Source organism: Pseudomonas sp. FeN3W, from assembly GCA_030263805.2.
Lineage (GTDB): Bacteria > Pseudomonadota > Gammaproteobacteria > Pseudomonadales > Pseudomonadaceae > Stutzerimonas > Stutzerimonas stutzeri_G.
In genome coordinates this window covers 2,480,448-2,495,466 of sequence record CP136010.1, presented here as the reverse complement: position 1 = coordinate 2,495,466, position 15,019 = coordinate 2,480,448, and the positions used below count along the sequence as shown (strand labels likewise).

Below are 15,019 nucleotides of genomic sequence, written 5' to 3'. Positions count from 1 at the left end.
CCGGAACGACAGGCGATCAGATCGCGCTGTCGAGTTCCTCGATGGTCAGATTCTGGTTGGTGAACACGCAGATGCTGCCGGCGATGTTCAACGCTGTCTCGGCGATTTCCTGGGCCGACATATCGTCGCCGGCTTTGAGCAGCAGTGCCTTGGCCGCGGCCTGGGCGAAACCGCCGCCGGAGCCCATGGCGATCAGGTCGTCCTCGGGCTGCACCACGTCGCCATTGCCGGTGATGATCAGCGAGGCATCCTTGTTGGCCACCGCGAGCATGGCTTCCAGGCGACTGAGGGAGCGGTCGGTGCGCCAGTCCTTGGCCAGCTCGACGGCGGCGCGGACCAGATGCCCCTGATGTTTCTCCAGCTGCCCTTCGAAGCGTTCGAAGAGGGTGAAGGCATCGGCGGTGGCGCCGGCGAAGCCCGCCAGAACCTGACCGTGATAGAGGCGGCGGACCTTCTTGGCGTTGCCTTTCATGACGGTGTTGCCCAGGGAAACCTGGCCGTCGCCGCCCATGACGACTTTGCCGTTGCGGCGCACTGAAACGATGGTGGTCAAAGGAAAATCTCCACACTGCGGGGCAATGACTGCCCGAATGCGGTTGATATGGGGGACCGCTGCCGGCTTTTCAACGGCTGTCGGCGAGGTTCATCGACAGCCGTGCTTCTGCACGAGGCGCTCAGGCAGGCCCGGGTTGTTCGCTGCGCTGCGGGCGACTGGGCTGGCGCGGCACGTCGCCGGCAACCGCGGCGGCGATCAGCTTGCGCAGGCGCACCGGAATCGACTTGGCCGCCGGCACCTTGCTGCGTTCGGCATGGTGCCAGACCGGCAGCAGCGCGTTGCATTCTGGGTAATAGCCGGCGCAGCAGCCTTCGGGGATGTTGTACGGCGTGACCCGCAACGGGCTGACCGCGCGGTGCACGCCATCGTCGACCACGGTGATCGCCTCGATGCGGTCGCCTTCGGCCAGGCCGAGGCGGACGATGTCGTTACGGTTCATCAGGATCACCGCACGGGTGCCATGGATGCCGCGAAAGCGGTCGTCGTAGCCGTAGACGGTGGTGTTGAACTGGTCGTTGCTGCGCAGCGTCATCATCTGCAGCACGTCGTGCTGCTCGTGGCCATCCTCTTCGGTATCAGGATCGGCAGCCAGCGATGGCGGGTTGATGAAGTTGGCCTTGCCGGACTCGGTATCCCAGCGTCGCTGGCTGGCACCGAGCGGGCGGTGGAAGCCGCCGGGCTCCATCATGCGCACGTTGAAGTCGTGGAAGATCTCCGGGTAGCTCTCGGCAATGGCGTCGCGTATCAGGCTGTAGTCCGCGACCCAGGCGTCCCAGTCGAGCATCGGGTTGGGCGCCAGCGTCGCCTTGGCCAGTCGCGCGATGATTGCCGGTTCCGATAGCAACAGTTCGCCGGCCGGCTCGGCGGCGCCGCGCCAGGCGCGAATGCAGCCGGTGCTGTCCTCGGTGGTGTGGCGTTGTTCGCCGGTGGCCTGACGGTCGATCTCGGTACGCCCCAGGCAGGGCAGGATGTAGGACACCGCGCCGGTGATCAGGTGGTTGCGATTGAGCTTGGTCGATACCTGAACCGACAGCCGCAGTCTGCGCCAGGCCGGCTCCATCTGCAGGGTGTCGGGAATGGCACGGACGAAGTTGCCGCCCAGGCCGATAAAACCGCAGATGCTGCCGTCGAGAATGCCTTCGCAGGCCTCCACGGTGTTCACGCCGTCATCGCCCGGTGGCTCGAAGCCGAACTGCCGGCGCAGGTGGTCCGCCGGCACCTTCGCCGCTTTTTCAGTGATGCCGACGGTGCGCTGGCCCTGCACGTTGGAGTGACCGCGCACTGGCAGGATGCCCGCGCCTTCCTTGCCGATGTTGCCGCGCAACAGCAGCAGGTTGACCAGCATCTGGATGGTCTGCACGCCGTAGCGGTGCTGGGTCAGGCCCATGCCATAAGGCGCGATCACCCGTTCGCAGCGTGCATAGACGGTCGCTGCCGCTTCCAGCGCCGCGCGGCTGAGCCCCGAGCGGCGTTCCAGCTGTGCCCAGCTGTAGCTGCGGATGCGCTGTTCGAAATCCTCGAAGCCATGGGTGTGCTGCTCGATGAAGGCCACGTCGAGCACCCGCTTACGACCCCCGGCAATGGCCTGGTCGTCCATTTCGAACAGCGCCTTGCACATGCCGGCGATGGCGGCCATGTCACCGCCGATGGCCAACTGGTGGTACTGGGTGCTGATCACTGTGCTGTCCGGCGTGAGCATTTCGCGCGGTGATTGCGGATTGGTGAAGCGCTCGAGCCCGCGCTCGCGCAGCGGGTTGAAGGTGACGATCTGCGCGCCGCGCTCGCGGGCTTCCTGCAGCTGGTGCAACATTCGCGGGCTGGAGGTGCCGGTGTTGTGGCCGAAGAAAAACAGCCCGTCGGTGTGTGCGAAATCGTTCAGGGTGACGGTCGCCACCGGTACACCGATGCTCTCCGGCAGCGCCACCGAGGTGCTCTCGTGGCACATGTTGGAGCTGTCGGGCAGGTTGTTGGTGCCGTACATCCGTGCCAGCAGCGCATACATGTAGGCCGTCTCCAGCGCCGCGCGCCCGGACATGTAGAACACCACCTGATCGGGATCGGCCATGGCTCTGAGTTCGGTAGCGATCTCAGCGAAAGCCTCATCCCAGCTGACCGGTTGGTAGTGGTCGCTGGCGGCGTCGTAGCGCAGCGGATGGGTCAGCCGGCCCTGCTGCTCGAGGTCGTAGTCGCTCCAGTTGAGCAGCTCGCTGACGCTGTGCCTGGCGAAGAATTCCGGGTCGCAGCGCAACGAGGTGTTTTCCCAGGCCGTTGCCTTGGCGCCGTTCTCGCAGAAGGACAGCGGTCGCGAAGGGTGTGGCTTGGCCCAGGCGCAACTGACGCAGGCGAAACCGTCGATCGGCTTGTTCTGCTTGAGCAGCAGGCCGATGCCGGTCGGTGAGACGCGCTCACGGAGCAGGATGTTGGCGACGGAGTAGGCTGATCCCCAGCCGCCGGCGGGCGCACGGTAGGGCCTGAACTTGGTCTGGGACACGTCGTTTCTCCTGCTGCCAAGGGAGCTTGTCTGTTTACGACGAGGACCGCTGCGGATCGTTCGGGACCTTTTGTCACAAGATTGTGCCGGCTCACTGCATGGCGAAGCCGTGCTGGCGCCAGGCCTCGTACACCGCGACGGCCACGGTGTTGGACAGGTTCAGGCTGCGGCTGTCGGGGCGCATCGGCAGGCGCAGGCGCTGCTCGTTGGGCAGGGCATCACGGATCTCCGGAGGCAGGCCGCGGCTCTCCGGGCCGAACAGCAGCGCGTCGCCGCGTCGATAGGACACTTCATGAAACGGCTGCGAGCCCTTGGTGGTAAAGGCGAACAGGCGCGGGCCCTCGGGATTCGCGGCGTCGATGCCGATTCGCTCCAGGCAACTTGGCAGATCGGGGTAGCGCTCCAGCGTGGCGTACTCGTGGTAATCGAGGCCGGCGCGGCGCAGGCGCTTGTCGTCCAGCTCGTAGCCCAGTGGCTCGATCAGGTGCAGGTGACAGCCGGTATTGGCGCAGAGCCTGATAATGTTGCCGGTATTGGGCGGAATTTCCGGTTGGAACAGGATCACGTGAAACATGCGCAGCACCGAGGTTGAGAATCGGCGGCATTCTACCGGGGAGCAGGACCCGATGCCGCGGTTGCGCCGGCGCTTTTTCGGCTCGCTGGTGCTGATCGGTCTGTTGATCGGGCTGATGATCGGCCGGCTCACCGCGCCGGGGCCGCTCCAGCTCGAAGCGGTGGAGACGCAGCCGCAAGGTCTTTCGTTGCAATTCGACCGCGAGCCCGAGGTGTATGACGAGCACCTCGAAGGGGCGTTCGCCCTGCTGTTCCAGGCCGAGGGCGAGCCGCAATCCGGGCAACTGCAGATAGACGGCATGCCGGTGGCCTGGCGCGTGCAGCAGACCGGGAAGGGCCTGTTGCTGCATCTGGTGGCCGCACGGCGGCTGCAGGGGCAATGGCATGGCGAACGCCACGATGGCGGCTGGCGTATCGCCGTGCAGGTGACGCCCTTGGCAGGGCGCTGAAAACGATGAATCCCGCCAAGTGCGGGGTTCATCGTTACGCTCGGTTTGGTGTCATCCGTGTTCAGCTATCGTCGCCGTCATCGTCATCGCTGCCATCGACGCGCATGCCCAGCTCCTTGATCTTGCGCGTCAGGGTGTTGCGACCCCAGCCAAGCAGCAGGGCGGCGTCGCGGCGGCGGCCGGCGGTGTGCTTGAGCGCGGTCTCGATCATGATGCGCTCGAAGGCCGGCACTGCCTCGTCGAGCAGGTTGCTCTGGCCGCGCGCCAAGGCTTGATCGGACCAGTTGCGCAGCGCCTGTTCCCAGTTGTGCGCGGGCTGCGCCTCGGCCTGCTGATTGAGCAGCTCCGGCGGCAAATCGTCGATGTGCACTTCGCGTCCGGAGGCCATTACCGTGATCCAGCGGCAGGTGTTCTCCAGCTGGCGCACGTTGCCCGGCCAGGGCAGGTGCTGCAGGTATTCCTTGGTTTCCGGCTTGAGCACCTTGGTTTCCACCGAGAGCTCCTGCGCGGCGCTGGCGAGGAAGTGTTCGGCGAGCGCCGGGATGTCCTCGCGGCGATCGGACAGGCGCGGAATGTGGATGCGGATGACGTTCAGGCGGTGGAACAGGTCCTCGCGGAACTTGCCGGCCTGCACCAGGGTTTCCAGGTCCTGATGGGTGGCGGCGATGATGCGCACGTCGACCCGCACCGGCGTATGACCGCCGACCCGGTAGAACTCGCCATCGGCCAGTACCCGCAGCAGACGGGTCTGGGTATCGGCCGGCATGTCGCCGATCTCGTCGAGGAAAAGGGTGCCGCCGTCGGCTTGTTCGAAGCGGCCGCGGCGCTGGTTGGCCGCGCCAGTGAAGGCGCCTTTCTCGTGGCCGAACAGCTCGGACTCCATCAGGTCCTTGGGGATCGCCGCCATGTTCAGCGCGATGAACGGCGAGGCCGAACGCGGGCTGTGGCGGTGCAGGGCATGGGCGACCAGCTCCTTGCCGGTACCAGATTCGCCGTTGATCAGCACGGTGATGTTGGAGTGGCTGAGGCGGCCGATGGCGCGGAACACCTCCTGCATCGCCGGTGCCTCGCCGATGATTTCCGGCGTGTGATGGCGGTTGGCCGGCTGCTGCTGGTTCTGCTGCTCCTGGGCGTGCTGGTTGGCGCGCTTGACCAGCGACACGGCGTCGTCGACGTCGAACGGCTTGGGCAGGTACTCGAAGGCGCCGCCCTGGTAGGAAGCCACCGCGCTATCCAGGTCCGAGTGCGCGGTCATGATGATCACCGGCAGGCGCGGATACTGCTCGCGGATCTGCGAGAGCATGTCCAGACCGCTGAGGCCGGGCATGCGGATGTCGGAGATGATCACATCCGGCTGCTGGCGGGCGAGGCGTGCCAGCACACCGTCGGCGCTGTCGAAGCTCTGCGTGGCCATGCCTTCCTGTTGCAGGGCCTTTTCCAGGACCCAGCGGATGGAGCGGTCGTCGTCGACGATCCAGACGTTTTCGCTTCGGCTCATGCTGTCGGGGCTCCTTGTTCGAGCGGCAGGAAGATCGAGAACGCGGTGTGCCCGGGGTGGCTCTCGCATTCGATCAGGCCCTGGTGCTGACTGATGATGTTCTGGGTGATGGCCAGGCCCAGTCCCGTTCCGTCCGGGCGGCCGCTGACCATCGGATAGAAGAGCGTGTTCTGCAGTTCGGCGGGGATGCCCGGGCCGTTGTCGATGATCTCGATGCGCGCCACCAGACGATGACGGATATGGCCGATGGTGAACTGGCGCAGTGTGCGGGTGCGCAGGGTGAGGCGGCCGAGGCCCAGTTCGTTCTGCCCGGCCAGCGCCTGCATGGCGTTGCGCATGATATTGAGCACGGCCTGGATCATCTGTTCATGGTCCATCAGGACTTCGGGAATGCTCGGGTCGTAATCGCGCACCAAAATGATGCTTCCCTGGCATTCCGCCTCGATCAGGCTGGCTACATGTTCGAGCACTTCGTGAATGTTGGTCATCGACAGCGACGGCAGCTTGTTCGAGCCGAGCATGCGGTCGACCAGATTGCGCAGGCGGTCGGCCTCTTCGATGATGACTTCGGTGTAGTCCTTCAGATGTTCTTCGGGCAGCTCGCGGGCCAGCAGTTGTGCCGCGCCACGAATGCCGCCCAGCGGATTCTTGATCTCGTGGGCCAGGCCGCGCACCAGCATCTTGGTGGTTTCCTGCTTGGACAGCTGGGCCTCTTCCTTGGTAATGCGCAACAGTCGGTCGCGCGGCAGCACTTCCAGCAGCAGCATGGTTTCCTGGCGGGTCAGCACCGGGGTCACCGCGTAGTCCACGGTCAATGATTGGCCGGTGGCGGAGGTCAGGGTGGCTTCGCGCTTGGTGAACGGATGGGCTTCTTCGACCGCCTGGCGCAGGGCTGCCAGGGCTTCCGGCGACTCGGTGAACAGTTCGCTGATGAACTGCCCGTGGCTGCGTTGACCGCTGACGGCCAGCAGCATTTCGGCAGCCGGGTTCATGTACTCCAGGCGCAGGCGCGAGTTGAGCAACAGCGTCGCGGTAGTCAGATTCTCGATCAGCAGGCGTTGCAGGGCTTCGTTGATCATGGCGGGTCTGCGTCCGGAAGTTCAGGCAGGAAATGCAAGAACCAAACCAAGCGCGCCATTGCGGCGCGGATCGGCGTGATGCTGCAGCCCTACGGGCTGTCCGGTGACCCAAATTGGTGACGAGCGATCCGCTCACCTGATGGGCGCACCAAACAGGTGCACCGCATGATCATAGAAAGGGCACGAAGGGGATGTCGCGTTTTTCCGCCGGCTTGTCCTTCAGCGGGCATTCCGGGCGGACGCCGTAATCGGCTTTCTTGCACGGATTGACCATGCGTCGCTGGGCCAGCGAGGTGCGGATCAGATGGAAGGGCTGGTTCGCGGTGCGCTGCAGGACGCGCTCCTGTTCATCGACGACGGCCACGGCCAGCTGATGGGTGCCGCGATCGACATTGCTCAAGGCGAAGGAAGTCTGCTCGCCCACTGCGCCGAACGGTTGGTCGTCGAGCAGCACCTGATAGGCGTGACCGGGTTGCAGCGCCGGCTCGGTCTGCAGCGTGACGCTGACGTTGCCGGCATTGTTGCGGATCGCCTCATCTGCTGCCGGGCTGAGGATGCGCAGCTGATAGCGGATGGTCGCGGCCTTCGGCGCTGCCGGCTCCGTAGCGCGTGCGGTCGGCATCGGCGGCGCAGGCATGCTGTTGGAGGGCTTGAGACGCACCTCTTCGGCCGCCTCGCCGGCCGGACGATCGGTGAAGACCCGATTGCCCTCGGCGTCGACATAGGAGTAGACGCCGGCAAGACAGGGCAGGGCGGCCGCCAGCAGTGCGACGGCCAGGATCTGCCGCAGAGTGATCAAGGGGCGGGCCTCGGAGGCTTCGGCCGCAATGCCGGACTGGAGGTATTCACCCGTTGCACGGTGAACAGCTCCGGCTGACTGCGCTGGATGACCTGTTCGCCGCTCAGCACCTCGATGTGCAGGCGGTGCTCGCCACGCTCGACATTGTTCAATTGCAGGGAGGTGGCAGCGCTGGCGGCAGCCTGAGGAATGCCGTCGAGCACGAAACGCAAGCTGTGGCCGGGCCGTAGCGGCGGCTCCAACAGCGCGCTGACGACGAAGGTGCCGTTGTTGGCGCGCAGAGCTTCTTCATCGGGAATCCCGCTCAGCATCAGCGTCTGGTAAGGGGCTTGCTGCGTCTGTTGGCTGTCCGGCAGCGGCGGTGGCGGTTCGGGCGTACGGATATTCACGGTGTTGGCCGGCGGCAGGTCGACGGTATCGGCCTGGACACCTTCCGGTGGCTGATTGGTGAACACCGTATTGCCTTGTGCATCGGTGTACTTGTAGATCTCGGCGAAGGCCGGAAGGCTGAGAATGAACAGCAGGCTGAACAGTGCGCTACGCATGGGAGGCTCCGCGGAGTTGGACTGCCAAAGCCTTGCACCGCACAGAGTTGCAGGCAAGCACGATCGGTGCGAATTGCGAGGCGTGACAAGCTGCACGGATTGCCGTCGCCGGGCAGAAACGCAGAAGGCCACCCTAGGGTGGCCTTCCTGTCACGCGAGCTGGATCAGACGCTGTAGTACAGGTCGTATTCCAGCGGGTGCACGAAAGTGCGCACCTTGATCTCTTCCTCGGACTTCAGCTCGATGTAGGCATCGATGAATTCGTCGGAGAACACGCCGCCCTTGGTCAGGAAGGCACGGCCCTTGTCCAGCTCTTCCAGGGCTTCCTTCAGGCTGCCGCACACCTGCGGGATCAGCTTGCCTTCTTCCGGCGGCAGGTCGTACAGGTTCTTGTCGGCCGCATCGCCAGGGTGGATCTTGTTCTGGATGCCGTCCAGGCCAGCCATCAGCAGTGCAGCGAAGCACAGGTAAGGGTTGGCAGCCGGGTCCGGGAAGCGTGCTTCGATACGACGGGCTTTCGGGCTGGAAACGTACGGAATACGGATCGAGGCGGAACGGTTGCGGGCCGAGTAGGCCAGCATGACCGGTGCTTCGAAGCCCGGGACCAGACGCTTGTAGGAGTTGGTCGACGGGTTGGTGAAACCGTTCAGCGCCTTGCCGTGCTTGATGATGCCGCCGATGAAGTACAGGGCGGTCTCGGACAGGCCGGCATAGCCTTCGCCAGCGAAGGTGTTCTTGCCATCCTTGGAGATGGACATGTGTACGTGCATACCCGAACCGTTGTCGCCATACAGCGGCTTCGGCATGAAGGTCGCGGTCTTGCCATAGGCGTCGGCGACGTTGTGTACGCAGTACTTCAGGGTCTGAACTTCGTCAGCCTTGGCCACCAGGGTGTTGAACTTCACGCCGATCTCGTTCTGACCGGCGGTAGCCACTTCGTGGTGGTGCACCTCGACGACCAGGCCCATCTCTTCCATGGCGTTGCACATGGCGGTACGGATTTCGTGGTCGTGGTCGCACGGCGGAACCGGGAAGTAGCCGCCCTTGACAGCCGGACGGTGGCCCTTGTTGCCGCCTTCGACGTCCTGGTCGGTCATCCAGGAACCTTGCTCGGAGTAGATCTTGAACATCGAGCCGGAGATGTCCGACTTGAACTTGACCTGGTCGAAGATGAAGAACTCCGGCTCCGGGCCTACGAATACGGTGTCACCGATGCCGGTGGACTTGAGGAATTCCTCGGCGCGCTTGGCGATGGAGCGCGGGTCGCGGTCGTAGCCCTGCATGGTGCTCGGCTCGACGATGTCGCAGACCAGGATCAGGGTCGGCTCTTCGGTGAACGGGTCGAGAACGGCGGTTTCGTCGACCGGCATCAGGATCATGTCGGAGGCTTCGATGCCTTTCCAGCCATGGATGGAGGAGCCGTCGAACATCTTGCCGTGCTCGAAGAAGTCTTCATCCTGGGCATCACGAGCCGGAACGGTGACGTGGTGCTGCTTGCCTTTGGTATCGGTGAAGCGCAGATCAATCCACTTCACATCGTAATCTTTGATCAGTTGAAGCGACTTCGACATGGTGTTCTCCAAGTGGTGGAAGCGTGACAGTGAGCTTCCGAATCAGGGTGAAGCCGGGCGGCGATGTTCCGCCAAGGCGACCTGCCTCACAAGGGAGCAAATTGCATGCCAGTGCTCTTTCTTGGGACTGCAGGCCGCTAGCAGCGATGCCGCAGTGTTTGCGCGCCTCAAAGCGTAGCCGCTGCGATGAATCGGTGCGCGGTGTTGGTGCGTTTTGATTGTGGTGTGCATCTTTTTGGTGCGATCCGCTGCATTTGAAGAAAGCGATTAAATGTTGAGCAGTTTCCGCTATACTCCGCGCCCCTCTTTTCCTGCCACGTCGGCGCCCGCGCTGTTTCCATGAAGCTGATCGTCAAGGTTTTCCCCGAAATCACCATCAAGAGCCCGCCGGTGCGCAAGGGCTTCATTCGCCAGTTGGCGAAGAACATTCGCACCGTGCTGCGCGAGCTCGATCCCGACCTGCGGGTCGAGGGCGTGTGGGACAACATCGAGGTGGAAACCGCGCTGGCCGAGCCGAAGGCGCTGCGCGAGATGATCGAGCGCCTGCGCTGCACCCCCGGTATCGCCCATTGCCTGGAGGTGCACGAGTACCCGCTGGGCGATCTCGATGACATCGTCGCCAAGTGCAAGGCGCACTACGCCGAGCGCCTGCCGGGCAAGATCTTCGCCGTGCGATGCAAGCGTGCCGGCAAGCATCCATTCAGCTCCATGGACGTCGAGCGCCACGTTGGCAGCCAGCTGCGCCAGCAGTGCGCCGCCGCCGGTATTTCGCTGAAAGCACCGGAAGTCGAAGTGCGCATGGAGATCCGCGACCAGCGCCTGTTCGTCGTGCACGAGCAGCATGACGGCATCGGCGGCTACCCGCTGGGTGCGCTGGAGCAGACCCTGGTATTGATGTCCGGTGGTTTCGATTCCACTGTCGCCGCCTATCAGATGATGCGCCGCGGGCTGATGACGCATTTCTGCTTCTTCAATCTCGGCGGCCGCGCGCACGAGCTGGGCGTAATGGAAGTCGCTCATTATCTGTGGAAGAAATACGGCAGCTCGCACCGCGTGCTGTTCATCAGCGTGCCGTTCGAGGAAGTGGTCGGCGAGATCCTGCAGAAGGTCGACAACAGCCAGATGGGCGTGGTGCTCAAGCGCATGATGCTGCGCGTCTCGACGCAGATCGCCGAGCGCCTGCACATCGATGCGCTGGTCACCGGCGAGGCGATCTCTCAGGTCTCCAGCCAGACCCTGCCGAACCTCTCGGTGATCGACTCGGCCACCGACATGCTGGTGCTGCGGCCGCTGATCGCCAGCCACAAGCAGGACATCATCGACACCGCCTTCGAGATCGGCACCGCCGAGTTCGCCAAGAACATGCCCGAGTACTGCGGCGTGATCTCGGTGAACCCGACCACCAAGGCCAAGCGCTACCGCATCGAGCACGAAGAAAAGCAGTTCGACATGGCTATCCTCGAACGTGCGCTGGCCAATGCCCGGCAGGTTGCCATCGACCGCGTGATCGACGAACTGGGCCAGGATTTGCAGGTGGAAGAAGTGGTCGAACCGAGCGCCGGCCAGGTCATCCTCGACATTCGTCACCCCGACAGTGCCGAGGACGAACCGCTCGAGCTGCCGGGCATCGAAGTTCAGACGCTGCCGTTCTATGCACTGAACAACCGATTCAAGGAGCTGGATGAAAACCGCCAGTACCTGCTGTATTGCGACAAAGGTGTCATGAGCCGCCTGCATGCTCACCATCTGCTGAGCGAGGGGCATGTAAATGTTCGCGTCTATCGTCCGGCCTGACGCATCGGTGAAACAGCCGGGGCTATTGGGTGGCAGCATTCGCCACCGCCCTCCCGACCGCTGCTGATCGCAAGGCCCCAGTAGTAACCAATCGGACAGCCTGACGTCGTCCGGACTATTCCCAGCTTCCAGCCCGAGCTCGAAGCCATCTACAGAGAAACGAATCAGTGATCGAGAATCTACGCAACATCGCCATCATCGCCCACGTCGACCATGGCAAGACCACCCTCGTCGACAAACTGCTGCGCCTGTCCGGCACCCTGGACCGCAAGGAGCTGGAGAACGAGCGCGTGATGGACTCCAACGACCAGGAAAAGGAACGTGGTATCACCATCCTGGCCAAGAACACCGCGCTGAAGTGGAACGGCTACAACATCAACATCGTCGACACCCCCGGCCACGCCGACTTCGGCGGTGAAGTCGAGCGCGTGATGAGCATGGTCGACTCCGTGCTGCTGGTGGTCGACGCCCAGGACGGCCCCATGCCGCAGACCCGCTTCGTGACCCAGAAGGCGTTCAAGGCCGGCCTGCGTCCGATCGTCGTGGTGAACAAGATCGACCGTCCGGGCGCGCGTCCGGACTGGGTCATCGACCAGATCTTCGACCTGTTCGACAACCTCGGCGCCACCGACGAGCAGCTGGACTTCCCGATCGTCTACGCCAGTGCCCTGAACGGCATCGCCGGCATGGACCACGAGAAGATGGACGACAACATGGATGCTCTGTTCCAGGCCATCATCGACCACGTCCCGGCTCCGAAGGTCGACCTCGACGGTCCGTTCCAGATGCAGATCTCGCAGCTGGACTACAACAGCTTCCTCGGCGTGATCGGCATTGGCCGCATCGCCCGCGGCACCATCAAGGCCAACAGCCCGGTGACCGCCATCGGCGCCGACGGCAAGAAGCGCAACGGCCGTATCCTCAAGATCATGGGCCACTCCGGCCTGCAGCGCGTTGAAGTGCAGGAAGCCGAAGCCGGCGACATCGTCTGCGTATCCGGCATGGACGAGCTGTACATCTCCGACACCCTGTGCGACCAGAGCGCCGTCGAGGCGCTGCCGCCGCTGACCGTCGACCAGCCGACCGTGAGCATGACCTTCCAGGTCAACGACTCGCCGTTCGCCGGCAAGGAAGGCAAGTTCGTCACCAGCCGCAACATCAAGGACCGTCTGGACAAGGAACTGCTGCACAACGTCGCCCTGCGCGTCGAGCCGGGCGACAGCCCCGAGAAGTTCAAGGTTTCCGGTCGTGGCGAGCTGCACCTGTCGGTGCTGATCGAAACCATGCGCCGCGAAGGCTTCGAGCTGGCCGTAGGCCGTCCAGAAGTGGTGATCATCGAGAACGAGGACGGCGAGAAGCAGGAGCCGTACGAGAACGTCACCATCGACATCGAAGAGCAGCACCAGGGCCCGGTGATGGAGCAGATGGGTCTGCGCAAGGGCGACCTGAGCAACATGGTTCCCGATGGCAAGGGCCGGGTACGCCTGGAATACACCATCCCGGCGCGTGGCCTGATCGGTTTCCGTAACAACTTCCTGACCCTGACGTCGGGTTCGGGCATCCTGACCTCGACCTTCAGTCACTACGGCCCGATCAAGGCCGGCGAAGTGAGCAACCGCCAGAACGGCGTGCTGGTCTCGATGGCCACCGGTACCGCGCTGACCTACTCGCTGGAAACCCTGCAGGCACGCGGCAAGCTGTTCCTGGCCCCGGGCGACGAGATCTACGAAGGCCAGCTGTGCGGCATCAACAGCCGTGACAACGACCTGGTGCTCAACCCCACCAAGGGCAAGAAGCTCGACAACATGCGCGCTTCCGGCAAGGACGAGGTCATCGCCCTGGTGCCGCCGATCAAGTTCACCCTCGAGCAGGCGCTGGAATTCATCGCCGACGACGAGCTGGTGGAAGTGACGCCGAAGTCGATCCGTCTGCGCAAGAAGTACCTCAACGAGAACGACCGCAAGCGCTTCGAGCGCAGCAAGGTCTGATCGCTTCGCGATAAAACAAGGGCGCCTTCGGGCGCCCTTGTTTTATGTGGTGTTACCTGGCGCGTTTTACTGTACCGGGGTAGGCGGCAGGGTTTGCGCTGGGGGTGCCGTGAACACGGGTGGATTCTTGCTCGCCTTGCCCAACTTTGGCTCACACGAAGAACAGCGGCACCACCACGCTGGAGATCAGCAGGATCAGCGCGCCACCCAGGCGCGAAGAAATCTGCGCGAAGGGCATCAGCGACATGCGGCGCGCGGCGGACAGCACCGCGACATCGCCGGTGCCGCCCATGTTGGCCATGCAGAGGCCGGCGGTGATCGCCGATTCGATCGGGTAGAAGCCCACCAGCTTGCCCACCAGGCCTGCGCCGAACGCCGCACCGGCGACCACGGCGAAAACAATCAGCACATAGGTCAGCGAGATGGCGTCGATCACCTGGCCGAGGTCGGTGAAGGCCACGCCGATGCCGAACAGCAGGGCGAAGGTCCAGTTGCGCGCGACGAAGCGGAACCACTGCGAGGCGGCGTCGTTGATCGACTCCGGCACCAGGTTGCTGATCTTGAGCAGCGCCACCAGCACGATCATCATGGCGTAGGGATGCAGCGGCACGAATTCGCCAAGAATCTGCCCGGCGACGAAGAAACACAGCGCTGCGACCAGGCCGACACCCAGCGCCGGCAGAGTGATCGCGCCTTCCTTCTCGTTGACGTCCACGCCCGGCATCATCTGGCCGTTGCCAGTCAGCGACGGATAGCGGTTGCCGAGGCCGTTGAGCAGACCGGCGATGATGATCGCGAAGACGTTGCCCAGCGCCAGGGCCGGCACCAGGATCGAGATGTAATAGCTCGCCGGTTGGCCGAGCAGCTGCTCGTAGATCTGGCTCATCGGTACCGCGCCGGCACCCATGCCGCCGCCCATGATCGGCATGGCGATGACCACTACCGCATCCTGCGGCGAGAAACCCAGCAGCGTCCCCACGGCCATGGCGAACAGCGCGGCGAACAGCACCGAGCAGAGCAGTGGCAGGGCGTAGCGCGAGCCGACCTTGACCAGCACCTTGGCGTCCATGCCGAGGATGCTGCCGGTGATCAGCGCGGCGATATAGAAGTCGAGGAAGCCGCCGCTCTTCATGAAGCTGGCGATGTCATCGGCCATGGCGGTCGGCAACCAGCCGAAATAGACCATCGCCGCGGCACCGAACAGCGCCAGGATCGCGCCGCCGCCGAGATAGGTCTTGACGACGGGCAGGCGGTCGCCGGCGAAGCCGAGCAGCTCACCGAGCAACATCATCACCAGCAGCGCGCCGATCATGCCGCTGGGCAGCGTGTCGGTAGCGATGGCGGCGGCCATGACGAGCAGGGCGATGGCGAACAGTGGCAACGGCAGGTTGAAGATGCGTTGGGACAGCAGGGGAATGTTCGGGCTGCCTTCAGGCACGGCAGCGTTCAGCGTGGTCCGATTCATTGTTGTACTCCTTCGAACGTGGCGGCCAGGCGGCGCACGTACGGGCGATGTTTGCGAATACGCGGTCGGACAACCGCGCCGGGGCTACCTTAAGCAGAGATGCTTCGCGGCCAATGTTTGACGAAGTTAAAAAACCATTACGAAACTAAAAAAAGTGGAGCCGAGCTTGACCCTGGAGCGCCGGGCTGGCTCGATCCGGCCCTCTAGCGCG

Annotated in this window: 12 protein-coding genes; 3 read left to right on the top strand and 9 right to left on the bottom strand. The window is 63.8% G+C overall.

The window, feature by feature from the left end:
• Window positions 1–16 precede the first annotated feature (16 nt).
• From hslV to P5704_011945, 3 genes are all read right to left on the bottom strand, one after another.
• Window positions 17–553, bottom strand: a complete 537-nt coding sequence (hslV, locus tag P5704_011955; protein WOF81133.1) for an ATP-dependent protease subunit HslV — start codon at window positions 551–553, stop codon at window positions 17–19.
• A 121-nt stretch (window positions 554–674) separates the two neighbouring features.
• Entirely contained in the window at window positions 675–3,047 is a 2,373-nt protein-coding gene (locus P5704_011950; GenBank protein WOF81132.1) for an FdhF/YdeP family oxidoreductase, read from the bottom strand.
• Window positions 3,048–3,138: 91 nt separating this feature from the next.
• Window positions 3,139–3,621: a tRNA (cytidine(34)-2'-O)-methyltransferase gene (locus tag P5704_011945; GenBank protein ID WOF81131.1), complete on the bottom strand. Its 483-nt coding sequence runs from the start codon at window positions 3,619–3,621 to the stop codon at window positions 3,139–3,141.
• Here P5704_011945 and P5704_011940 point away from each other — a divergent pair.
• Window positions 3,620–4,069 carry a hypothetical protein gene (locus P5704_011940; protein ID WOF81130.1) on the top strand — a complete coding sequence of 150 codons (450 nt, stop codon included), beginning with the start codon at window positions 3,620–3,622 and terminating at the stop codon, window positions 4,067–4,069. The two genes, P5704_011945 and P5704_011940, sit on opposite strands and share 2 nt — an antisense overlap.
• Before the next feature lie 61 nt (window positions 4,070–4,130).
• Here P5704_011940 and ntrC read toward each other — a convergent pair whose 3' ends face one another.
• From ntrC to glnA, 5 genes are all read right to left on the bottom strand, one after another.
• Window positions 4,131–5,567 (bottom strand): nitrogen regulation protein NR(I), encoded by a 1,437-nt coding sequence (gene ntrC, locus P5704_011935; GenBank protein ID WOF81129.1) that lies wholly within the window; start codon window positions 5,565–5,567, stop codon window positions 4,131–4,133.
• Entirely contained in the window at window positions 5,564–6,646 is a 1,083-nt protein-coding gene (gene glnL, locus P5704_011930) for a nitrogen regulation protein NR(II) (GenBank protein ID WOF81128.1), read from the bottom strand. Before glnL ends, ntrC begins: the two co-directional genes overlap by 4 nt.
• 169 nt (window positions 6,647–6,815) lie before the next feature.
• Window positions 6,816–7,445: a DUF4124 domain-containing protein gene (locus tag P5704_011925; protein WOF81127.1), complete on the bottom strand. Its 630-nt coding sequence runs from the start codon at window positions 7,443–7,445 to the stop codon at window positions 6,816–6,818.
• Entirely contained in the window at window positions 7,442–7,990 is a 549-nt protein-coding gene (locus tag P5704_011920; GenBank protein WOF81126.1) for a DUF4124 domain-containing protein, read from the bottom strand. Before P5704_011920 ends, P5704_011925 begins: the two co-directional genes overlap by 4 nt.
• A 164-nt stretch (window positions 7,991–8,154) precedes the next feature.
• Window positions 8,155–9,561, bottom strand: a complete 1,407-nt coding sequence (gene glnA, locus P5704_011915) for a glutamate--ammonia ligase (GenBank protein WOF81125.1) — start codon at window positions 9,559–9,561, stop codon at window positions 8,155–8,157.
• A 339-nt stretch (window positions 9,562–9,900) separates the two neighbouring features.
• Between glnA and thiI the strand changes: the two genes are divergently transcribed.
• Together thiI and typA are read left to right on the top strand one after the other, a co-directional pair.
• Window positions 9,901–11,355, top strand: a complete 1,455-nt coding sequence (gene thiI / locus P5704_011910) for a tRNA uracil 4-sulfurtransferase ThiI (GenBank protein WOF81124.1) — start codon at window positions 9,901–9,903, stop codon at window positions 11,353–11,355.
• A gap of 167 nt (window positions 11,356–11,522) precedes the next feature.
• Window positions 11,523–13,343, top strand: a complete 1,821-nt coding sequence (gene typA, locus P5704_011905) for a translational GTPase TypA (GenBank protein ID WOF81123.1) — start codon at window positions 11,523–11,525, stop codon at window positions 13,341–13,343.
• Window positions 13,344–13,494: 151 nt separating this feature from the next.
• Here the strand turns inward: typA and P5704_011900 are convergent, their stop codons facing one another.
• Window positions 13,495–14,808, bottom strand: coding sequence for a 2-hydroxycarboxylate transporter family protein (locus P5704_011900; GenBank protein WOF81122.1), 1,314 nt, complete (start codon window positions 14,806–14,808; stop codon window positions 13,495–13,497).
• Window positions 14,809–15,019 lie beyond the last annotated feature (211 nt).